Genomic DNA, 19,651 nt, shown 5'->3' on the forward strand with positions numbered 1-19,651 from the left:
GCCTTGGCAGCGAGGGCCGTTTGGGTTTCGATGATTTCTGAGAGCCAGGGCCGGCCAGAGTTGTTTCTGGCGGTGCTGGGCGGCCGGGCCCCTGGCTGTCACATCGAGCTCCACGACGTGCGCTTCGTGGCCGGCGCCACGATCGAAGGGGCGCTGCCGGAGCTGCGGCGGCAGTGGTTCGGGAGGCGTGAGGGCCTGCACCTGGACAGCTATATGGCGGTGCGAGCGGTGGATGGCTTCGCGGTGAGCCTCGGGCGCGAGCCGGCCGCGCCCCGGCCCGAGCGGCTCTGGTTTGTCAACCTGGGCGCCTACCGCCCCGACTCCCTCGCGGAGCTGCACCACTTCGGCCTGGTGGTGGCTCGCTCGCCCCAGGCTGCCAAGGCGGCGGCTAAGCGCCAGTGGCTGCGCGGCGCCCTGCAGCAGCACAAGGATGATCTGGTGGCCGTAGACGACTGCCTGGCGATCGAGCAGCTGGAGCTGCTGGGCGGCGAGCGCTGGCATGTGCAGCTGGAGCCCCACCTTGATGGTCTGAGCCAGAGCCAGGTGCCGGATTGGTTTGGCTACCGGCTGATTTGAGGTGATTGGGTCTGCTGCAGCGCTCGTAACAGCAGGCAGACTGATTCCATGACCGCAAGCGCCATCACTGCTGTTGTTGATCCTCGGATTCTTAAGATCGCGGCTGCGATTCGGGCTGAGATCCCTCAGTCGGACGTGCGCCTATTCGGATCGCGGGCTCGCGGGCAGGGGCGCCCAGATTCCGATGCAGATCTGTTAATCATCGTTCCGGATGCCTGGCTGGCGCAGCACAGTCGGCTTGTGGTTCTCGGTCGGCTGAGCCGAAAGCTTTCGAGCCACCGCCTGCCTCTTGATCTACTGCTGTACTCCCAGAGTGAGGTGGCTGCTCGTTGCGCCTGTCGTCAGGCGGTGACCACGGTGGCGTGCCGTGAGGGGATCGTGCTCGATGGCTGATGCCGACGCCAGTCGCTATCTGCGCATTGCGCGGGCCGATCTTCTTGAGGCTCGGCGCATGTGGGAGTTTTCTGGTTTTCGTGGCAGCAGCATTGGTTTCTTGCTCCAGCAAGCAGCGGAAAAGGCCCTGAAGGCCTGGATTCAAGTGGCTGGAGGAGAAGCTCCTTTCACCCATGACCTGGGTGCGCTGTTGGATCTGTTGCAGGAATTGGGCAAAGCCACGGCTGAATACGAGAGCCTCACTGAGCTCAACTTCTTTGCGGTGCAATTGCGTTACGACGATGAACTTGAGGTTGAGCCACCCAATTGGCTGGCCTGCTTCGATCTGGTCGAAAACCTGTTGCGGCGGGTGGAGGAGCCTTGGCCTGGGGCTTGAATTCACCTGCCCAGAGATGATCAGGAGAAGACTCGGCCCACTTCCGCAGCCATGAACATCGACGGCAAGCCCTGGCGCACGATCTGGCTGGAGCCAGACGGGGGCTCGGGCTCCCACGCGGTTGGCGTAATCGATCAGACCCTGCTGCCCCACCAATTCACGACGCGTACGTTGCGCAACTGCGCTGACGCGGCAGATGCGATCAGCACGATGGTGGTGCGCGGAGCGCCGCTGATCGGCGTGACCGGCGCCTATGGGCTGATGCTGGCCATGCAGGCCGATCCGGGCGACGCCTCCCTGGCGGCGGCCTTTGAGCAGCTCAATGCCACCCGGCCCACGGCGATCAACCTGCGCTGGGCCCTGGAGCGGGTGCGGGCGATGGTGCAGCCGCTGCCGCCTGCTGAGCGGGCCGAGGTGGCCAAGGCGGAGGCCGCGGCGATCGCCGATGAGGACGTGGCCATGTGCGAGGCCATCGGCGATCACGGGCTGGCGATCTTCCGGCAGCTGGCGGCGGCCAGGCCCGGCGCCAGGCTCAATGTGCTCACCCACTGCAACGCCGGCTGGCTGGCCACCGTCGACTGGGGCACGGCCCTAGCGCCGATCTACAAGGCCCATCGCGCCGGGCTCAACATTCACGTGTGGGTCGATGAAACCCGCCCCCGCAACCAGGGCGCCAGCCTCACCGCCTTTGAGCTGGGTAAGGAGGGCGTGCCCCACACGGTGATCGTCGACAACGCCGGCGGCCACCTAATGCAGCACGGCCAGGTGGATGCGGTGATCGTGGGCACCGACCGCACCACCCGCCGCGGCGATGTGTGCAACAAGATCGGCACCTATCTCAAGGCCCTGGCCGCCCACGACAACAACGTGCCCTTCTATGTGGCCTTGCCCGCCTCCACGATCGACTGGACGATTGGCGATGGCGTGGCCGAGATCCCGATCGAGGCCCGCAGCGCTACGGAAGTGACCCACATCCAGGGGCGCGGCGCCGATGGGGCGATCACCACGGTGCAGCTCAGTCCCGATGGCAGTGCCGGCTTCAACCCGGCCTTCGATGTCACGCCGGCGCGGCTGGTGACTGGCCTGATCACCGAGCGAGGCGTGGCAGCGGCCACCGAGGCTGGGTTGCAGGAGCTTTATGGCAATGACTGAGCAGGCGCTGCGCCAGCAGCTCGTGGAGGTGTCCCGGCGCCTAAACGCCAGCGGGCTCAATCAGGGCACCTCCGGCAACCTATCGGTGCGTATTCCTGGTGGCCTGCTGATCACGCCCAGCTCCCTGCCCTTCGAGCTGATGGAGCCGCGGGATCTGGTGGCGATTGCCAGCAGCGGCAAGCCCCTCGCGGCGGCAGCTGGCCAGCGGCGGCCCTCCTCCGAGTGGCGGCTGCACGCCGATCTCCTCGCCAGCCGGCCTGAGATCCAGGCGGTGCTGCATTGCCACTCGATTCATGCAACGGCCCTTGCCTGCCATGGCCGCCCCATCCCACCCTTTCATTACATGACAGCCGTGGCCGGCGGCGATCACATCCTCTGCGCCGGCTACGCCACCTTTGGCACCGCCGAGCTCTCAGCCCTGGCAGTGCAGGCCATGGAGGATCGGCTGGCCTGCCTGCTGGCCCAGCACGGCCAGGTGACGCTCGGCACCAGCCTCGATCAGGCCCTGCGCATCGCCGTTGAGGTGGAAACCCTGGCCCAGATGTATCTGCAGGCCCTGCAACTCGGCGAGCCTCCGCTGTTGAGCGCCGCCCAGATGGCCGCGGTGCACCAGCAGTTCCGCTCCCTGCACTACGGGACCGGCGCCTGATTGCGCGCCAACCACAGTCCGGTGCCGCCAAACAGCAGCACCAGGGCAAAGCAGAAGCCGGTCCACAGCGGCAGCCCCCAGCCCGCCACCGCCAGCGGCGCCACCACCGTCACCACCCCTCCGGCCAGAAACGGCTGCAGCATCAGCTGCTTGATCGAGAAGGCCGGTAGGGCGTCGCTGCGGTCGTCTGGATCGGCCATGCGCAGTAGCAGCAGGCCGCTGGCCGCCACTCCCGTGGCCTGGCCAAACTCAATCACCGCCCGCTCAAACCAGTCGGCGGGCAGCAGCCGCGGGGCTAGCAGCAGGGTTACCGCCAGGTTCCACACCAGGCCGCCTAGGGCAAGCACCGTGAGCGGCAGCCAGTCGGCCTTGAGCAGGGCCAGATCCAGCCCGGCGGTGGCCGCTGTAATCAGTAAATCTGCCGAAAGGGTGCCCACCTGCCCCTGCACCGCGGAAGAGGCCCAGTGGGCTTTGCCGCTGCGCTCCAGCGCCAGCCGCACCAGCAGCGACCCCACGATCGCCAGCGGAAACACCGGTAGCGCATCAACAACGCTGCCAACGCCATCCCCCAGCCCGGCGGTGAGCCAGCGCAGCCCGGCCAGCAGCGCCACGCCCGTGAGCACCGCCACGCCCACCAGGGCCAGGTTCACCGCCCAGGCCGCCGCTCTGGCCGCCACGCCACCCGAATCACCGCTGGTCGTGCTGATGGACTCGCTGGCTGCTGCGCCTGGGGCATCGGCCAGCAGCCAGCCGCGGCTGCGGGCCAGCACCACCACCAGCCCTCCCACCAAAGTGGAGGAGAGCAGCCCCACCGTGGCCATGGCTAAGCCCAAAGCCTGACCGCCGGGAAAGCCCAAGGCTGCATAGCTCGGCCCCATCGCCGCGGCGGAACCATGGCCTCCTTCGTAGGCCACCTCGATCAGGCAGGCCATCACCGGGCTCACCCCCAGCCAGGGCTGCAGCACCAGCAGCACCGCCAGGCCGCCCACCACGTATTGGCCGAAGGCCAGCACCAGCGCCAGCGACACCTGCCCCGACACCGGTCGCCACAGCCCCTCCAGCTTGGGCAGGGGTTTGCCGAGCAGCAGCGAGCCGAACACCAGGGTGAGCAGCACCAGCGGCAGATCGGCCCATAGCTGCATCACCTGAGGAGGCAACAGCGGCAGGGTGCCGCCCGGGGCCAGCAGTAGGCCCAGCAGTCCGGCCAGCAGGGCTTCGGGGATGCCCCACAGCCGCAGCTGCAGCCTCGTGCCAAGAGTTCGCCCCACCGCCAGGATCAGGCTGAGGCAGGCCAGGGCCAGGGCCAACCAGCCGAAGCTGGGCAGCAGGTCGCTCGCCAAGGTTGCGATCACAGGTTGAAGTGCCGGAGGAAGAAAGCCTCAGTGGCCTCCAGGACGCGGATCAAGGTGGCACCATCGCGGAAGCCGTGGCCCTCCTGCGGGAAGCGGTGCACCTCCACCGGGATGGCGTTGGCTGCGAGCGCTGCTGCCATGCGGTCGGTCTGCTCCGGTGGCACCACCTTGTCATCGAGGCCCTGAAAAAAGATCACCGGGCAGCGGATTTGATCGGCGTGGGCCAGCGGTGAGCGGGCCTCGTAGGTGGCGCGCGCTTCCGGCCAGGGGCCGATCAGCCCATCGAGATAGCGGGCTTCAAAGCGATGGCTCTCAGACGCCAACGCGCTGGGGTCGGCTACGCCGTAGCGGCTCGCGCCGGCGCGAAATACGTCCGTGAAGCACAGGGCGGCCAGGGTGGTGAAGCCGCCGGCACTGCCGCCTTCGATGGCGATGCGGTCAGGGTCGGCCCGGCCCGCCGCCACCAGGGCCTGGGCGGCTGCGGCGCAATCTGCTACGTCCACCACGCCCCACTGGCCAGCGAGCCGCTGCCGATAGGCGCGGCCGAAGCCGGTTGAACCGCCGTAGTTCACATCCACCACCCCCCAGCCTCGAGTTGTCCAAAACTGAATGGCTAAGTTCAGGGCCGTGCGGGCCATGGCGGTGGGGCCGCTGTGGCTTTTCACCAGCAAGGGTGCCCCGCGGTGGGCTCCCCCGGCTGGGGGGTAGAACCAGGCGTGGCTGCGGGCGCCGCCGTGGCCCTCAAACCACAGCTCCTGCGGCAGGCTGATCGCCTCCGGCGCCAGAGGGCAGGTGGCAGCAGGGGTGTGCCACCAGTTGCCGCTGGCCAGGTCCAGCTCGAGCAGACCCGCGGCTTCAGTTGCTGATGCGGCGATGCAGGCCAGCCGCCCTTTTTCGGCGCAAATACCAGCCAAATCATCAAAGGGGATGGCCAGGGGCTGCCACTGGCCGGCGTCTCCGCCCTGGCTCGGCAGCTCCACCCGGCCCAGCTGCCAGCGCCCCTGCAGGCAGGCGGTGGCCAGCAGCTGCTCGCCATCCCAGGCCTGGGTGCCCATGCCGAACACCCACTGGGGCAGGCCGAATTCCGCCTGCATGGGCAGCAGCGGCCGCCAATGCAGCGGCGCCTCTGCGCCGAGGGTCTCTATGTCGAGTCCCTCGGCGTTATCGAGCTGTTCGAGGTTCCAGAAGCCGGAGCGATCGTTTGCCACCACCAGGTGGGGCCCGCACCAGAGCGGCTGGAACACAGAAATGTCCGGGTTTGGCTCCACCCCCGATCCTGCGACCAGGCGGCGGCCACTGAGCTGGCCTGCCGCATCGAAGTGCCCCAGCCACAGCTGGCTGCGCTCCCAGGGCATGAAGGGCTGCTGCCACTCCACCCAGGCCAGCCCTGCGCCGGAGGGGCTCAGGGCCGGGTAGCCGCAGAAGTCGGCTGGCTCCACCAGCGGCTGGGGCTCGCCACCTTCCAGCCCAACAGCCACCAGCTGGTCGCAGCTAGCACCTACATCAATGCCGCTTTCCAGTACGCCAATCCAGCGGTCGCGGCTGGCATCGATCAAGCCGCCGCCGTAGGCACCTGGCGGGCTGAGCCGTCGCGGCTGGCAACTGCTGCTATCGAGCTCCAGCAGCCAGAGGCAGCGGTCGCCGTCGTGGCTGAACACTGCCACCGGCCGGCCATCGCTCCGGTGGCCCAGGGCCGTACTGCCTCCACCGTATTCATGCACCCGGCTGCGCAGATTCCAGCTGCCAGGGCTTAGCTCCTCTGCTGGCTGGTCTGGCCCCAAGCGCCGCAGCAGGGTCGTGCGCCCCCCTTCATGGGGGCGCTGCTCTAGCCAATAGAGCACCCCGTCGAGTAGCCGTGGCTCCCGCAGGCTGGGGGTTTGGCCCACCACAACAGCGGCGGGAAGGGCTCCAGGGGGGTTAGCCACCGCATGCACCGAGGGATAACGACTTAAAGTGGATGTCCTTCGATCAAGTATCGCGTTGGCCCGCAGTTCAGCCGGCAGCTTTGCCCAGATGGCACGCTCCGCCGTTCAGGCCAGCCGCGGCGTTCAAGTACCCAAGGATGCCCTTGAGGAGTCCCCGCTCACAATCCACACCCTTGGTGATGGGGTGCTGCGCGCTCCTGCTAAGCGCATCAGCAAGGTTGATGAGAGTGTGCGAGATCTGGCCCGGGACATGCTGCGCAGCATGTACGCGGCCAAGGGCATCGGTTTGGCGGCACCCCAGGTGGGAGTGCATAAGCAGCTGCTGGTGATTGATCTTGATCCCGAGAATGCCGCTGCGGCGCCGATGGTTTTGATCAATCCCGAAATCGCCTGCTTCGGCGCTGCGATCGAGACTTACGAGGAAGGTTGCCTCAGTATTCCAGGCGTCTACTTAAATGTGGTGCGCCCGGCCACGGTCGAGGTCAGCTATCGCGACGAGATGGGCCGGCCCCAACGGGTCAAGGCTGATGGTCTGCTGGCCCGCTGCATCCAGCACGAGATGGACCACCTCGAAGGTGTGCTTTTCGTCGATCGGGTTACCGATGAGCTCAGCCTCAATGAAGGCTTGCTGGAAAAGGGTTTTCAGCGGGCAGATGTCCGTTCCATCCGCTGATCTTTCTTCTCCATGCCAATGAAACCCCTGGCCGGCTTGTTTCTGGCCCTGGCCTGCCTGCTGGGCATCGCTTCGACGGGCTCAGTGTTTGAGCTGGCCTATGGCGACCCCGACCTGGGCCTGCAGGCCACCCGTTGGATTCTGGGCCTAAGCCTGCCTGGCACGGTTGCGGCCCTGTTGGTTGCCATCCGGATCAACAAGCCGGCCTAGCTCTAGCTGGATGCCTTGCATACGATTAAGCCCATGTTGCTTGCCAATGCCGTGATGCGATTGCCCCAACTGGGTGCCAATTCCCTCCCCCTGGCAGCTGGAGCTTGGGCCGCTGCGGTGGCCTTTGCTGCCACCCCAGCCATGGCCAGCACCCTTTTTCAAGCTGCGGATCTCAGCCAGGAGCGTTTTGTGCTGGTGGCAGCGCCCATCGGCGATGGCGTCCGCGCTCAACTCAACATCTATGAGCAGGTAAAGCCGACCCGGCCCTGTTTTGCCGTAGTCCCTGGCTCTCCAGCTCAGGTAGACCCCCTGCTTGCAACTTTTGACTTCAGCGGCATCTGCAGTCGCTTCATTGATGCCAACGGCTACTCGGTGCGTGTAGGCGAGGCTGATCTAGCTACGAGCTATCGGCTCACCGTGCAGCGTCAGAGCGGTGACAACGTGCTGCTGGCCGTGCCCACCAAGGCCGGTGCGGGTCCTGAAATGCTGGTAGCCCGCACCCAGGGTTCGGGCTCTGGCTTCCTGCAGTTGGTGTTTGAACCGGGCTGGCAGCTCAAGCGCCGCGCTTTCGGCGGTCGCAATCTGGGCCACGTGTATCTCTACCGCGATACCTGGCCTGATGCTGCCATCCATCCTGGGCTGCCGGTAGTGGCGCCCAGCCCCATTTCAGGCCTCTCTGGCAGCGGGAGCTGATCTGGAGGCACGGGGAATGGTCAACGCGAAAGGGCAGTTGCTACATTGGCAAGCTCTGTGAGCAGCGCAGCGCTTCATGACCCAGGTCACCGTCGGCGAAAACGAAGGGATTGAATCGGCTCTGCGCCGCTTCAAGCGCCAGGTGTCCAAGGCGGGCATTTTCGCTGACCTAAAGCGTCTGCGTCACCACGAGACACCTGTCGAGAAGTACAAGCGCAAGGCCCAGCAGCGCCGCCGCCGCCGTTGATTGCTTTGATCTGGCCTCCCGCTTAGGGAGATACCCCTTGATCAAACGACCGGTAGGTGAGCGCTTCGGCAATTGCAGCTGCGCCAATGCTGGCTTGATCGTTTAGGTCGGCGATCGTCTGGGCAACCCGCAGCAGCCTGGCCCCAGCCCGGGCACTGAGTTGCCGGTGCTGAATCGCTGCCTCCCACACTTCTAAGGCTTCGCCTTCCAGTCGAAGCACTTGCTGCAGCTGGCCTCCGGCGATACGGCTGTTGCAGCAGCCACCGGGATTGCGGGCAGCCATGTGGGCCCGGGCACGGCGGACTCTTGCTCGCACTTCAGCGCTTGATTCGTCGCTGGTCGGGCTGCCACCGTGGCTTCTAAACGGTGCCGTTAGGGCGGCACTTGATGGCCGTCTCATCACCACCTGCAAATCAATGCGATCCAGCAGGGGGCCCGACAGCCTGCCCCAGTAGCGCCGCCGCTGGCCCTCCCCGCAGCCGCAGCTGCGCTCAGGGTCGCCAAACCAGCCACAGGGGCAGGGATTGGCCGCGGCCACCAGGGTGATGCGGCAGGGGAAGCGAGTTCGCTGGCGGGCGCGGTTAATCCAGACTTCGCCGTCTTCTAAGGGCTGGCGCAATTGGTCGAGCACGGACCGGCGAAATTCGGCCAGCTCATCGAGAAACAGCACTCCGTGGTGGGCCAGGGCCAGCTCCCCTGGTCTGGGTTGGCCACCTCCACCGATCAGCCCCGGCCCGGAGCAGCTGTGGTGGGGGCTGCGAAAGGGGCGGGTTTGCAGCAAACCCTGGCTGCTGTCCAGCAGGCCCGCCACCGAGTGGACGGCTGTGAGCTCAAGGGCCTCCGCAGGATCGAGCGGGGGTAGCAGCCCCGCCAGTCGCTGGGCCAGCATTGTTTTGCCGCTGCCGGGTGGGCCGCAGAGCAGCAGGTGATGGCCTCCGGCCGCGGCGATCTCCAGGGCCCGGCGCCCGTGGGGCTGCCCTTTGACGTCGGCAAGATCTTCAGCCGCAGGCCTGGCGGTTTTCAGCGATTTGGCTTGTTTAAGGGCGGGGGCGGGGTCAGGAGCGGTGGCGGCCGGACGGGCCCGCGGATGCTGCAGCCGCCATAAGGCCTGGCCGAGATCGGCGGCGCCCCACACTCGCAGCCCCTCCACCAATGCGGCCTCCCAGGCATTGGCCTGGGGCACGACCAAGGCCCGGGCGCCATGGTTCCGGGCTGCAATCGCAATCGCCAGCACCCCCCGGATCGGCCGCAAGCTGCCGTCCAGCCCCAGCTCGCCGGCGCTCCAAACCTCATTGTTGCGGGCGGCATCCAGCTGGCCACTGGCCAGCAGCAGGCCCAGGGCGATCGGCAGGTCAAAAGCCGGCCCCTCCTTGCGCAGATCGGCGGGGGCCAGATTCACCACCACCCGCGTCAGCGGCACCTTCAGGCTGCTGTGGCGTATGGCCGAGCGCACCCGCTCCCGGGCTTCTTGCACCGCCGCATCGGCCAGGCCCACCAGCTGCAGGCCCGGCAAGCCGGGAGCCAGATCCACCTCGACCAGCACTGGCCTGGCCTCCAGGCCCTGCAGCGCCGCCGTCTTGCACCGTGCCAACATCACGCCATGGGCTACTACATCGTTAGTGCCACCCCTGTCCCACCCCCGTTGCCTTTGTGAGCCAAGACACGATCTTTGGGCGCATCCTCCGTGGCGAGATCCCCTGCGATCAGGTGTATGCCGACGAGCATTGCCTGGCTTTCCGCGACGTAACTCCCCAGGCTCCAGTGCATGTGCTGGTGATTCCACGCCAGCCGATTGCCCAGCTTGCTGATGCCACCGCAGGGAACGAGGCCCTGCTCGGCCACCTGTTGCTGGTGGCTGCCCAGGTGGCCCGGCAGGAGGGTCTGGAGTCGTTCCGCACGGTTATTAACAGCGGCGCGGATGCGGGCCAGACCGTGTTTCACCTGCATGTGCATGTCCTAGGTGGGCGTCCCCTGGCCTGGCCCCCGGGCTGACCGCGGGCCCGCGACAATGACCTGATCCGACCTGCCCCATGAACCCCCTCAAGGCTCTTCGCGGTCAACTGGCGAAGTTGCAGCGCCTGGCCCAGCCCTATTTCCTGCCGGTAGACGACACCAAGAGCTGGCAGTTTCTACTGCTGGTGGTGGCACTGCTTGCGGTGGTGGTAGGCAGCACCTTGTTGCTGCTCACTGGGGTTTTGGCCCTAACCGGGGCCTTGATTCCCGAATTGCGCAGCCGTTTCCTGCCCGGGGTGCCCGAGCAGGTGGCAGCAATTTGGAGCAGCCCGATCGGGCCGCTGGTGATGGTGCTGCTGGCCGGAGGGTTGGTCTGTTTTGTGGCTTTTCGCGGCAAGTTGCGACACGGGCGCTGGTTGCCCTGGTTGTTGATGGCGGTGATCACCCTGCTGATCCTGGTTATCAATGGCATCAATGTGGGGATTAGCTATGTAGCTCGCAATATTGAAAATGCTCTTGTCGGTTACAAGGCTGAGGAGTTTTGGAAGATCGTTGCTATTTATGCTTTTTGCTTGGTTATCGCCCTTCCGATCAGGGCTATCCAGAGTTATTTAATACCTAAGCTTGGCCTGCTGTGGCGTGAATGGCTGAGCGGCCGCCTGTTGAGCAGGTATCTTTCAAATCGGGCTTATTACGTTCTCAACCCAAATGATGAGTCAATCGAAGAGATTGACAACCCTGATCAGCGCATTTCGCAAGACGCAGCCAGTTTTACTGGCACCAGCCTCAGTGTAACGGTTGAGATAATATCTGCCCTTCTCACTTTCGTCAGTTTCATTATTGTATTGTGGACTATCAGCGACAAGCTGGCCTTGGTGCTGCTTGCTTATTCAGTAGGAGGTACTGCTCTAATTGTATTTGCCAGTCGGAAGCTGGTGAGCTTGAATTATCAACAGCTCAAGCTGGAGGCTGATTTCCGCTACGGATTGGTTCACATTCGAGATAATGCTGAATCTATTGCTTTCTATCGGGGCGAGCAACAGGAGGGCCGCGAGGCAGGCAGAAGGCTAGAAGGGGCGATTCGAAATTATGATCGCCTGATTATCTGGGAGGCGCTCATTAGTGTGATTCAGCGCTCCTATGATTATTTTTCTCGCTTCCTGCCTTGGCTGGTGATAGCTCCTATTTATTTCGCTAAAGATGTTGATTTTGGAGTCTTTGGCCAGGCGAGTATTGCTTTCAGTCAAGTGCTCTTTTCGGTGAGTTACATCGTTAATAATATCGACCGTCTTGCGGCATTCTCGGCTTCTATTAGCCGGCTTGAGGGTTTTCAGGGCAAGGTTGATTCAATCGGCATTGAAACTGCAGCGCTTGAAGCCCAGTTGGCCGCAACGAGCACTGGTAGCAGTGGAAATTCGATTCTGGTTAGCCATGTCGATTTGGTGCCACCCCGCACAAATCGCATCTTGATTCGCGACCTCAGTGTTGAGGTGGATCGCCATCAACGTTTGCTGGTTGTAGGCCCATCGGGCTGCGGGAAAACCTCTTTCTTGCGCATGGTCAGTGGGCTGTGGCCCCCAGCTGCTGGTCGGGTGGAGCGGCCCAGCGAGGGAGATCTGCTGTTCATTCCCCAGAAGCCCTACATGCTGCTCGGCAGCCTGCGCGAGCAGCTTTGCTATCCGCTGCAGCCAGATCGCTTTAGTGACGACCAGCTGCGCCACGTTTTGGAGCAGGTGCGGCTGCCCGAGCTGGTTGGGCGCTACCCCGATCTCGACATCATTCAGGATTGGCCTCGCCTGCTTTCCCTGGGCGAGCAGCAGCGTTTGGCCTTTGCGCGCCTGCTGCTCAATTCACCAAGTTTTGTTGTTCTAGATGAGGCCACCAGCGCCCTGGATGTGGCAACTGAGCGTCACCTTTATGCCCTGCTGGCTGAGCGGGAGATGGCTTTTGTGAGCGTCGGTCATAGGCCCACTCTCACCGCCTTCCATGACACCGTGCTGGAGCTCGATGGCAGCGGCAACTGGCGGCTACTACCGGCGGCCGGCTATGACGTGGGCCGCCACGCCTGATCCACTCCCTGTTCCCCTACCTGACCCCATGCCTGAACCAAGCCCCGACCAGACCCCAGAAATCAGTCCTACAACCAGTGCAGCAATTAGTGCAACAACCGGCGACGTGCCAGCCTTTGGTTGGAGCGGCTACGCCGAGCGGGTGAATGGTCGCTTTGCCATGGTGGGCTTCATTGCCGTGCTGCTGATCGAAGTCCTGGGCGGCGAGACGTTTCTGCGCTGGTCTGGCCTGGTGCCTTGAGCGTCTGGTGCTCTAAGGAATTTGCACCAGATCCACCTGCCAGATCCCGCTCCTGCTCACCTGCACAGCTAGCTGGCGACCATCGGCCTGCAGCTGCACCTGGCGGGCAACGCCGCTGGGGACCATCGGTATGGGTTGCAGGCTCTGCACGGAGCGCCTGTAGAGCACCAACTCGGTGCGTCCCTCCAGCTGCCGCACCAGGGCAATTCGCTCTCCTGCTGCGTCGACGCTGACGCTCACCGGTTGGGCATCGGCCCGGTTGAGGCCCGGCAGGTCTATGGGCTGCTGGCGCTCCAGATCCAGCAGCAGCACTTGTTCGCGGCCGCCCCTGCCGCTGATTAGGGCCAGCCAGCGCCCTGAAAGGGCTGGATCCCGGTTGGCACCTATGGCTTCCAGCCGGGAGTTGAGCGGCACTATGGGCTGGGCCATGGGGGCAAGGCAGCCGCCCAGTAGCAGGCCGGTTGCTGCCGCTGCGATGGCTCTATTTGCAAGCGAGCTCCTCATGGTGAGGGCTGGGCTCCGCCCCCCTGAACGGCAAGGCCGCCGGGCAGGTCTGGCTCAAGCAGGCTGCGCAGATCAAACAGCTGCACGCGCCACTGGCCAGCCTGGGCAACTTGCACCGCCAGCTGGCGTGCCTCCGGGGACAGGCTGAGGCGAACTGCAGTGCGGTCCGCCGGTAGGGGAAGCCGGTGCAGGTTGCCGTTGGCTCGGTCTTCGATCAAGGCCAGTCTTTGGTTGCCCTGTTGCACCAGGGCCGCCACATAACGACCGTTCCAGCTAAGGGAGGGGGAGCTGTGGGGCTGGTGGTTTTGGAAATGGCGCAGGGGCACGATTCGGCCGCTGGGCTGCTCTTGCAAAAGCAGGGTGGCCCTGCCGCCCCGATCAACCACTGAGGCAAGAAATCTTCCCTGGCCGCTGAGGGCGGGTTCTTGGCGGCTGTTGCCGTTGAATACCCCAACCGGGCCAGCACTGCGCCGGGCCAGCCACGCTCCACCGGAGCAGCCGCTGACAAGAAAGCTCAGGGTTGTCAGCAGCAGGGCAGACACCCCTAGGGGTCCCAATCTGTTGGCGGCGAAAAGGTTCAGTCGTCGAAGCGGGAGCTGTTGTCCCGGGGACTAATGCCTCGGGGGCTGGGCTCGGGGCGACTGGACGGTTTCACTGGGGTGAAGTCCGCATCACTGATATCGCTTGCCGCTGGCCGATTGCTTCTGCCGCTGGCAGGGGTTGCTGGGCTGATCGGTGAGCCCTGGGGCACCCCCGCTGGCTTGGAGCTCCTAGGTGCTTCTGGGGCTGGGGCTGGGGCTGGGGCTGGGGCCGGTGGCCCGGGCCTGCGGCTGGAGCGGGGCATGGCCTCACTAGCAGCTGTCGGCCGGCTACCGCGCCGGGGCTCTACCGCGGCATCTCGATCACGCCTGCGGGCACCGAAATCGATACTGGGCCGGCTAGAGCTTTGGGGCGCCCAATCGTCTTGGGCAGGGCGGCGGCTGGCCGCCCTTTCCGGGATGGCTGCCCTAGTGCTGGGTCGGGGTGCCCGGTAAAAGTCTTCCTCATCTGGTGCATCGACTTCGCCGCGGGAGGGGATGCGGCGCCTCAGCGGCTCGGGCTCATCAAAGCGATCTGTAGAGGCCTCGCCCCAAGCGCGGCCACCCATTCTCGGCCTGTAGGGGCCTGGTTCAGGCATTGGTTCGTCGTCGTCGAAGTAGGACGACCGGCGTGCCTGCTCGGTGGTTACACCCCGCAGGCGCACACTTTCGTAGGCGAAAAAGACAGTGGTGCCGGCGAGCAGAAACTGACCAAATTGCAGGATTGGATCGAGGCGCCACCCCTGAAAAAACAGGATGCCGCCGCAGAGCAGGCCAACCGCAGCGAAAAAGACGTCGTAATCGCGGGCGAGGGCGGGCTTGAAGCTCCGCATGAAATAAAGCAGTGCACCGCCCACCGCAAGCACTATGCCAACGATGCTGGCCCAATTCAGGCTGGCATTAACCACGGTTTTTCACCCGACAGTCCGTCTCGTCAGTGTAGGCAGGTGAGCCCGAGCAGCCAGAGACCTGGAGTTACTCAGGTGCCGGAAGCTCAAAGGCGACGATCAAGCTGATCGTTTTGGCTGATCAGCACCAGCCCGATTGTGATGGGCACCACCACGATCACGGCGCCGGCAAGCAGGCTGGTCAGGAAATTGGCCAGGGATGGCGTCATGGCAGGAACAGCTCTATGGCTTGATTCGTGGCGCGATCCTAGGCAGTGATGGCGGCTTCCTACGCTGGGAGCCCAGCTACTTAGAGCTTTGTGACGGCAGCCACCTCCCTACCCCAGTCCTGGCTGCCGTTGTTGTCCGGCTTGCACTTGGCCCTGGCCCTTGGCCTGGCGCTTTGGACCTTGCTTTTTCTGTTTCGGATCGTGCTCACCTGGTATCCCCAGATTGATCTGAGCCGCGGAGCGATGCGCCTGGTCGGAGCCCCTACCGAGCCCTTGCTTGCCCTCACCCGTCGGCTGATCAAACCGATCGGTGGCGTGGATGTGACGCCGGTGGTGTGGGTGGGCCTGCTCAGCCTGGTGCGAGAAATTTTGGTGGGGCAGCAGGGGCTTGTCAGTCAGGTGTTGTTTCGGGCCCAGAGCATCGGGATCGGCTGAACTCAGATCCGGCTTAGCTGCCCTTCTGCGGAAGCATGTCCTGCTCCACAAATTTGGTGTGTACGTCGCCCGCCTGGAATTCGGGGCGATCCAGCAGTTGCAGGTGAAAGTCGATGGTGGTGGGAATGCCGGTCACCGCGCATTCCGACAAGGCCCGGCGCAGCCGCCTGAGGGCATGGGGGCGATCGGTGCCCCAGACGATCACCTTGCCTATCAAGGAGTCGTAGAAGGGCGGGATCTCATAGCCGGTGTACACGTGGCTATCGACCCGCACACCGGGGCCGCCAGGAGGTAGCCAGCCGGTGATTTTGCCAGGGGCGGGCCGGAAGTTTTGGCGGGGATCTTCAGCGTTAATGCGCGCCTCGATGGCGTGCCCGCAGAGCTTGATCTGGTCTTGGGTGACCGAGATCGGCTCCCCACCGGCAATACGCAACTGTTCGGCGATCAGATCTACCCCTGTGACCATCTCGGTGACCGGATGTTCCACCTGGATCCGGGTATTCATTTCCATGAAATAGAAAGCCCCGCTGCGGTCCACCAGGAATTCCACGGTGCCGGCGCCCTCGTAGCCAATGGTGCGGGCGGCGGCCACGGCGGCATCGCCCATCTGGCGGCGCAGGTCGGCGTTGATGGCCACGCTGGGGGCCTCTTCCAGCAGCTTTTGGTGGCGGCGCTGGATCGAACAGTCGCGTTCGCCCAGGTGGATCACATTGCCGTGGCGATCGGCCAGCACCTGCACTTCCACGTGCCGGGGCCGGTCGATGAATTTCTCCATGTAAAGGCCAGGGTTGCCGAAGGCAGCCTCCGCTTCCCCCTGGGCCGCTTTGAACAGGCTCTCGAGTTGATCGGGCCCAGGCACCAGGCGCATGCCGCGGCCGCCGCCGCCAGCGGTGGCCTTGATCATCACCGGGTAGCCCATCGATTCGGCCAATCGCGCCGCCGCCTCCGGGCTGGCCAGCAAGCCGGCACTACCGGGGATGGTGGGCACCCCCACCCGCTCCATGGTGGCCTTAGCGGTCGACTTATCTCCCATCGAGCGGATGGCCTCGGGGGAGGGACCCACAAAAGTGATGCCGTGGTCGGCGCAGATCTCGGCGAAGCGGTCGTTTTCGGCCAGGAAGCCGTAGCCGGGGTGAATTGCGTCAGCACCCCGGGAGGTGGCCGCCGCCAAAATGTTGGGGATGTGGAGGTAGCTCTTGCTGCTGGGCGCTTCGCCAACGCATACGGCTTCGTCGGCGAGCTGCACGTGCAGGGCGTTTTTGTCCACCGTGCTGTAGACGGCGACGGTGGGAATGCCGAGCTCCCGGCAGGTGCGCAGGATGCGTAGGGCTATCTCGCCACGGTTGGCGATCAGCAGCTTGCCGATGGGCATCCGCGGCGTCTCAGCTGATATGGGCTGAGGCGGACTGTATCAGTGCTGCCTGGACAGCTCCCCTAGAGGGTTCTGGTGCCGGCGATGGGTATATTGCTCGCACCGGAACGCCCAGCGATCCGAACCACATGCGGATGTGGTGGAATTGGTAGACACGCACGTTTGAGGGGCGTGTGGCTTCGGCCTTACGAGTTCAAGTCTCGTCATCCGCATTTCTTAATTCGAGCCATCCAGGCCTTGCCCGAATCGATCCGGCCCTCGGCAGCGATCGTGCTTGTCAGCAACGGCCCCGGAGAGCTGTCTACTTGGGTTAGGCCCCTCGCCCAGCGCCTGCATCGCCAGATGGCGCTACGGCCTGAGGTTCCTGCGGCATCCTGCAGCCTCAAGTTGTTGCTTGTGCCCTGCCCAAACGGCACGGGACAGGAGCATCGAGCCGCCGCCGCCTGGGGCCTGTTTGAGCGCATCGTGCCGGCGCGTCAATTTTGGTCGCTGCTACTGCGCCCCAAGCGGTTTGGCCCCTGGCCCCGCCAGGGACTGGTGGTGTTTTTAGGGGGTGATCAGTTTTGGACCGTGCTGCTCTCGGCACGGCTGGGTTACCGCCATCTCACCTATGCGGAATGGGTGGCCCGCTGGCCCCGCTGGAACGACCGCATCGCTGCCATGGGGCCCCTGGCTGCTGACCAGTTGGCACCGCGTTGGGCATCCCGCTGCACGGTGGTGGGTGACCTGATGGCAGACCTCTCCGAGTCGGCCCGTAGCGAGGCGCCCTTGCCGGCAGGGGAGTGGTTGGCGCTGCTGCCGGGCTCGAAGCGGGCCAAGTTGCGCGTGGGTATGCCGTTTTTGCTGGAGACGGCCGATCGGCTGGCGGCCCTCCGTCCAGGCTGTCGCTTTCTGTTGCCCCTGGCGCCCACCACTGCGGTGGAGGAGCTGCTGATTCAGGCTGGCCCCGCTAATCCGATCTCCCGTACCTACCGGTCGGGTCAGCCCCGTCTGCTGGCTCCGGATCTACTAGAGACCCCAGCTGGCACCAGGATTCGGTTGGTTCGGGAGAATCCGGCTTACGGCAGCTTGAGCCAGTGCTCCCTGGCCCTCACCACCGTGGGTGCCAACACCGCCGAACTGGCTGCTTTGGGCGTGCCGATGCTGGTGCTGGTGCCAACCCAGCACCTGCACGTCATGCAGGCCTGGGATGGACTGGCCGGAATGCTGGGGCGGTTGCCCCTGCTGCGCTGGCTGTTTGGGGTGCTAATTACGGCCTGGCGGCTGCGCCACCGGGGCTTTCTGGCCTCGCCCAACATTGCCGCTGGCCGCTTGGTGGTGCCGGAGCGGGTTGGGGCGATCACCCCTGAGGCCATCGCCGCCGAAGCCGCCGACTGGCTGGCGGCACCGGAGCGACTGGAGCAGATGCGCGCCGATCTGCGCAGCCTGCGGGGCCAGCCGGGGGCTGTGGCCAGCCTGGCGGCCCTGGTGCAGGAGCTGCTGCCCCCTGAGCTGAGTGCCCCTGCGCTGAAATCCCCCAACGGAGCTGCCTAGGCTTGCGACTCCTTTTCACTTAGTTCGATGGCCGACGCTGCTAGTTCTTCCGACCCTTCAGCCTGCGGCCTCGACAGTGGCTTGGCCCGCGGGGCCAGCGAGGAGCAGTGGCGCCAGCAGCTGACGCCTGAGCAGTTCCGGGTTGCCCGTCAGGGCGGCACCGAGCGTGCCTTCAGCGGCGCCTACTGGAACCAGAAGGGCAATGGCAGCTACCACTGCATCTGCTGTGATGCCGAGCTTTACAGCAGCGCCACCAAGTTTGATTCCGGTACCGGCTGGCCCAGCTTCTGGGATGGGGTAAGCGCTGCTGCCATTAGCACCCACACCGATAACGCCCACGGCATGGTGCGTACAGAAATTCGCTGCGCTAATTGCGACGCCCACCTTGGCCACGTCTTCAACGACGGCCCAGCACCAACCGGCCAGCGCCACTGCGTCAATTCGGCGTCCTTGGCCTTCAAGGCGAGCTGAGAAGGAATTCTTACCAGGGATCGTCTAGGTCGTTGCTGGCCAGGTCTTCAGCCTCCACATCCAGGGGTTCGCGGTAGGGGGTGGGGGCGGGCCGCCTCTCTAGTGGTCGAGCTTCGAGAGGTCGAGCATCAAGAGGTCGAGCCTCGAGGGGGCGTGCCTGCCTGGGCTGGGGCTCGGCCTGCAGGGGGCGGCGACTGGGTTCAACTGGACGCTGTTCGTAACGTGATTCCTCGTAACGCAGTTGCTCGTAGCGGCTCTCCTCCTCGTCGAGGTAGCGGCGCTGGCGCAGGGGTTCCCGTTGGCGCTGCTCATCGAGTTCGACGTAATCGAACTCCTCATCGGGCTCGAAGCTCTGGCTAGTTGCCGGCTGGATGCGGCGCTGTTCCTGCACTGCCGGCTGGCCTGCAGCCAGTTGGTTTTCCACGGGCACCATGCTGGTGCGGTAGCGATCTCGCTCCTCCTGCTCCCAGCTCGGCCCACCAATACCAAGCTTCTCCAGCAGCCCGGAGCCCAACTGCTTGAGCTTGTCTTCGGCGCCCTCGTAAACAATGATCCGATCCGGGCCGCTGCTGACGATCTCTTCAACGGTGAGTTCCCAGGTGCTCAGCACGCCTTCACCCAGCAGGGGCACTCCCAGGGCGCCGATCACCAGGGTGGCCAGCTCGCCGGTTTCGATGTCGAAGCTGAAGCCCAGCACCCGGCCCAGCTGGTCGCCCGCTTCGGTGATCACCTGGCAGTTGATCACCTTGCTGTAACGGTCAGGGTTGAAGCCCTCTGCCAGCGAATCGGCGGAATCCACCAGGATTACATCGCCCACCTGGCGGATCCGGTCTAGGGGCATCCAGCGCGGCAGGCCTGGCAGGAAGCGGGTCAGAGGGTTGTCGCGCAGGCCCAGCGCCACCACTTCGCGCCGGTCGATATCCACCACCACCTCGCCCACCACGCCCAGCCGGCGGCCGGTGTCGCGGGTGATCACCTGGGTGCCCATCAGCTCGGAGCGCAACCAGAGGCGATCACTTGGGGCGGCAGCCGTTGCCCCGGGATCAGCGGAAGGGGGGATGGAGGAGGTCAATGAAAGGGTCGTACCCGTGGCCCAGTCGGCCCATTGTGGCTCACCTGCTCCGCTGGGGAA

The 19,651-nt window shown here is 64.9% G+C and carries 24 protein-coding genes and 1 tRNA gene; 16 read left to right on the top strand and 9 right to left on the bottom strand.

Annotation, left to right across the window (positions count from 1 at the left end; translation table 11 throughout):
* The first annotated feature begins 30 nt into the window (after nt 1-30).
* Genes KBY75_RS06535 through KBY75_RS06555 form a run of 5 tightly spaced genes read left to right on the top strand, consistent with a single transcriptional unit; the run spans nt 31 to nt 3,146 of the window.
* Nucleotides 31-576 carry a DUF1543 domain-containing protein gene (locus KBY75_RS06535; protein WP_255023395.1) on the top strand — a complete coding sequence of 182 codons (546 nt, stop codon included), beginning with the start codon at nt 31-33 and terminating at the stop codon, nt 574-576.
* Between the two features lie 48 nt (nt 577-624).
* Entirely contained in the window at nt 625-969 is a 345-nt protein-coding gene (locus KBY75_RS06540) for a nucleotidyltransferase domain-containing protein (RefSeq protein ID WP_255023396.1), read from the top strand.
* Nucleotides 962-1,345 (top strand): HEPN domain-containing protein, encoded by a 384-nt coding sequence (locus KBY75_RS06545; protein WP_254937714.1) that lies wholly within the window; start codon nt 962-964, stop codon nt 1,343-1,345. Before KBY75_RS06540 ends, KBY75_RS06545 begins: the two co-directional genes overlap by 8 nt.
* A gap of 51 nt (nt 1,346-1,396) precedes the next feature.
* Complete coding sequence (gene mtnA, locus KBY75_RS06550) at nt 1,397-2,497, top strand: S-methyl-5-thioribose-1-phosphate isomerase (RefSeq protein ID WP_254937713.1); 1,101 nt, start codon at nt 1,397-1,399, stop codon at nt 2,495-2,497.
* Entirely contained in the window at nt 2,490-3,146 is a 657-nt protein-coding gene (locus KBY75_RS06555) for a class II aldolase/adducin family protein (RefSeq protein WP_255023397.1), read from the top strand. Before mtnA ends, KBY75_RS06555 begins: the two co-directional genes overlap by 8 nt.
* On the opposite strand, the gene KBY75_RS06560 is transcribed toward KBY75_RS06555, so the two are convergent.
* Together KBY75_RS06560 and KBY75_RS06565 are read right to left on the bottom strand one after the other, a co-directional pair.
* Nucleotides 3,128-4,498 carry a sodium:solute symporter gene (locus KBY75_RS06560; RefSeq protein WP_255023398.1) on the bottom strand — a complete coding sequence of 457 codons (1,371 nt, stop codon included), beginning with the start codon at nt 4,496-4,498 and terminating at the stop codon, nt 3,128-3,130. The two genes, KBY75_RS06555 and KBY75_RS06560, sit on opposite strands and share 19 nt — an antisense overlap.
* Complete coding sequence (locus KBY75_RS06565) at nt 4,495-6,423, bottom strand: prolyl oligopeptidase family serine peptidase (RefSeq protein ID WP_255023399.1); 1,929 nt, start codon at nt 6,421-6,423, stop codon at nt 4,495-4,497. The genes KBY75_RS06560 and KBY75_RS06565 overlap by 4 nt, the downstream gene beginning before the upstream one ends.
* A gap of 88 nt (nt 6,424-6,511) precedes the next feature.
* On the opposite strand from KBY75_RS06565, the gene def reads away from it, so the two are divergent.
* The 4 genes from def to rpsU all read left to right on the top strand — a co-directional run bounded on the left by def (nt 6,512) and on the right by rpsU (nt 8,246).
* The gene (gene def, locus KBY75_RS06570) at nt 6,512-7,096 is read left to right on the top strand and encodes a peptide deformylase (protein WP_255023400.1); all 585 of its coding nucleotides are present in this window, start codon (nt 6,512-6,514) and stop codon (nt 7,094-7,096) included.
* 12 nt (nt 7,097-7,108) lie between these two features.
* Entirely contained in the window at nt 7,109-7,306 is a 198-nt protein-coding gene (locus KBY75_RS06575; protein WP_254937708.1) for a hypothetical protein, read from the top strand.
* Nucleotides 7,307-7,339: 33 nt separating this feature from the next.
* The gene (locus tag KBY75_RS06580; RefSeq protein ID WP_255023401.1) at nt 7,340-7,999 is read left to right on the top strand and encodes a DUF3747 domain-containing protein; all 660 of its coding nucleotides are present in this window, start codon (nt 7,340-7,342) and stop codon (nt 7,997-7,999) included.
* Nucleotides 8,000-8,075: 76 nt separating this feature from the next.
* Nucleotides 8,076-8,246, top strand: a complete 171-nt coding sequence (gene rpsU / locus KBY75_RS06585) for a 30S ribosomal protein S21 (protein WP_010304532.1) — start codon at nt 8,076-8,078, stop codon at nt 8,244-8,246.
* A gap of 22 nt (nt 8,247-8,268) precedes the next feature.
* On the opposite strand, the gene KBY75_RS06590 is transcribed toward rpsU, so the two are convergent.
* Nucleotides 8,269-9,840 (bottom strand): YifB family Mg chelatase-like AAA ATPase, encoded by a 1,572-nt coding sequence (locus KBY75_RS06590; protein ID WP_255023402.1) that lies wholly within the window; start codon nt 9,838-9,840, stop codon nt 8,269-8,271.
* A 56-nt stretch (nt 9,841-9,896) separates the two neighbouring features.
* Between KBY75_RS06590 and KBY75_RS06595 the strand changes: the two genes are divergently transcribed.
* From KBY75_RS06595 to KBY75_RS06605, 3 genes are read left to right on the top strand one after another with little or no spacing between them, the layout of a single operon-like run.
* A complete protein-coding gene (locus KBY75_RS06595) occupies nt 9,897-10,238 on the top strand; it encodes a histidine triad nucleotide-binding protein (protein ID WP_254937707.1) in 342 nt (113 codons plus the stop codon).
* 38 nt (nt 10,239-10,276) lie between these two features.
* Nucleotides 10,277-12,268, top strand: a complete 1,992-nt coding sequence (locus KBY75_RS06600; protein WP_255023403.1) for an ABC transporter ATP-binding protein/permease — start codon at nt 10,277-10,279, stop codon at nt 12,266-12,268.
* A 28-nt stretch (nt 12,269-12,296) separates the two neighbouring features.
* Nucleotides 12,297-12,509 (top strand): chlorophyll a/b-binding protein, encoded by a 213-nt coding sequence (locus KBY75_RS06605; protein ID WP_254937705.1) that lies wholly within the window; start codon nt 12,297-12,299, stop codon nt 12,507-12,509.
* Nucleotides 12,510-12,521: 12 nt separating this feature from the next.
* On the opposite strand, the gene KBY75_RS06610 is transcribed toward KBY75_RS06605, so the two are convergent.
* The 4 genes from KBY75_RS06610 to psbX all read right to left on the bottom strand — a co-directional run bounded on the left by KBY75_RS06610 (nt 12,522) and on the right by psbX (nt 14,708).
* Nucleotides 12,522-12,938 (bottom strand): hypothetical protein, encoded by a 417-nt coding sequence (locus KBY75_RS06610; protein WP_255017064.1) that lies wholly within the window; start codon nt 12,936-12,938, stop codon nt 12,522-12,524.
* A gap of 71 nt (nt 12,939-13,009) precedes the next feature.
* Nucleotides 13,010-13,555: a Tol biopolymer transporter periplasmic protein gene (locus KBY75_RS06615; protein ID WP_255023404.1), complete on the bottom strand. Its 546-nt coding sequence runs from the start codon at nt 13,553-13,555 to the stop codon at nt 13,010-13,012.
* Between the two features lie 35 nt (nt 13,556-13,590).
* On the bottom strand, nt 13,591-14,499 hold the full coding sequence (locus KBY75_RS06620; protein WP_255023405.1) for a Ycf66 family protein: 909 nt from the start codon (nt 14,497-14,499) through the stop codon (nt 13,591-13,593).
* A gap of 86 nt (nt 14,500-14,585) precedes the next feature.
* Nucleotides 14,586-14,708 (bottom strand): photosystem II reaction center X protein, encoded by a 123-nt coding sequence (gene psbX, locus KBY75_RS06625; protein ID WP_106632598.1) that lies wholly within the window; start codon nt 14,706-14,708, stop codon nt 14,586-14,588.
* Nucleotides 14,709-14,798: 90 nt separating this feature from the next.
* Here psbX and KBY75_RS06630 point away from each other — a divergent pair, with 90 nt between their 5' ends.
* Nucleotides 14,799-15,143 carry a YggT family protein gene (locus KBY75_RS06630; protein ID WP_255023406.1) on the top strand — a complete coding sequence of 115 codons (345 nt, stop codon included), beginning with the start codon at nt 14,799-14,801 and terminating at the stop codon, nt 15,141-15,143.
* Between the two features lie 13 nt (nt 15,144-15,156).
* Here the strand turns inward: KBY75_RS06630 and accC are convergent, their stop codons facing one another.
* A complete protein-coding gene (accC, locus tag KBY75_RS06635) occupies nt 15,157-16,515 on the bottom strand; it encodes an acetyl-CoA carboxylase biotin carboxylase subunit (protein WP_254937700.1) in 1,359 nt (452 codons plus the stop codon).
* A 130-nt stretch (nt 16,516-16,645) separates the two neighbouring features.
* On the opposite strand from accC, the gene KBY75_RS06640 reads away from it, so the two are divergent.
* The 3 genes from KBY75_RS06640 (at nt 16,646) to msrB (ending at nt 18,519) form a co-directional block, all read left to right on the top strand.
* Nucleotides 16,646-16,727: transfer RNA gene (locus KBY75_RS06640), tRNA-Leu, on the top strand.
* A gap of 16 nt (nt 16,728-16,743) precedes the next feature.
* Nucleotides 16,744-18,048, top strand: coding sequence for a glycosyl transferase (locus tag KBY75_RS06645; RefSeq protein ID WP_255023426.1), 1,305 nt, complete (start codon nt 16,744-16,746; stop codon nt 18,046-18,048).
* A gap of 27 nt (nt 18,049-18,075) precedes the next feature.
* Nucleotides 18,076-18,519 (top strand): peptide-methionine (R)-S-oxide reductase MsrB, encoded by a 444-nt coding sequence (gene msrB, locus KBY75_RS06650; protein WP_254937699.1) that lies wholly within the window; start codon nt 18,076-18,078, stop codon nt 18,517-18,519.
* Between the two features lie 10 nt (nt 18,520-18,529).
* Here msrB and KBY75_RS06655 read toward each other — a convergent pair whose 3' ends face one another.
* The gene (locus tag KBY75_RS06655; RefSeq protein WP_255023407.1) at nt 18,530-19,591 is read right to left on the bottom strand and encodes a PRC-barrel domain-containing protein; all 1,062 of its coding nucleotides are present in this window, start codon (nt 19,589-19,591) and stop codon (nt 18,530-18,532) included.
* Nucleotides 19,592-19,651 lie beyond the last annotated feature (60 nt).

The organism is Cyanobium sp. T1G-Tous (genome assembly GCF_024345455.1).
Classification (GTDB): Bacteria; Cyanobacteriota; Cyanobacteriia; order PCC-6307; family Cyanobiaceae; genus Cyanobium_A.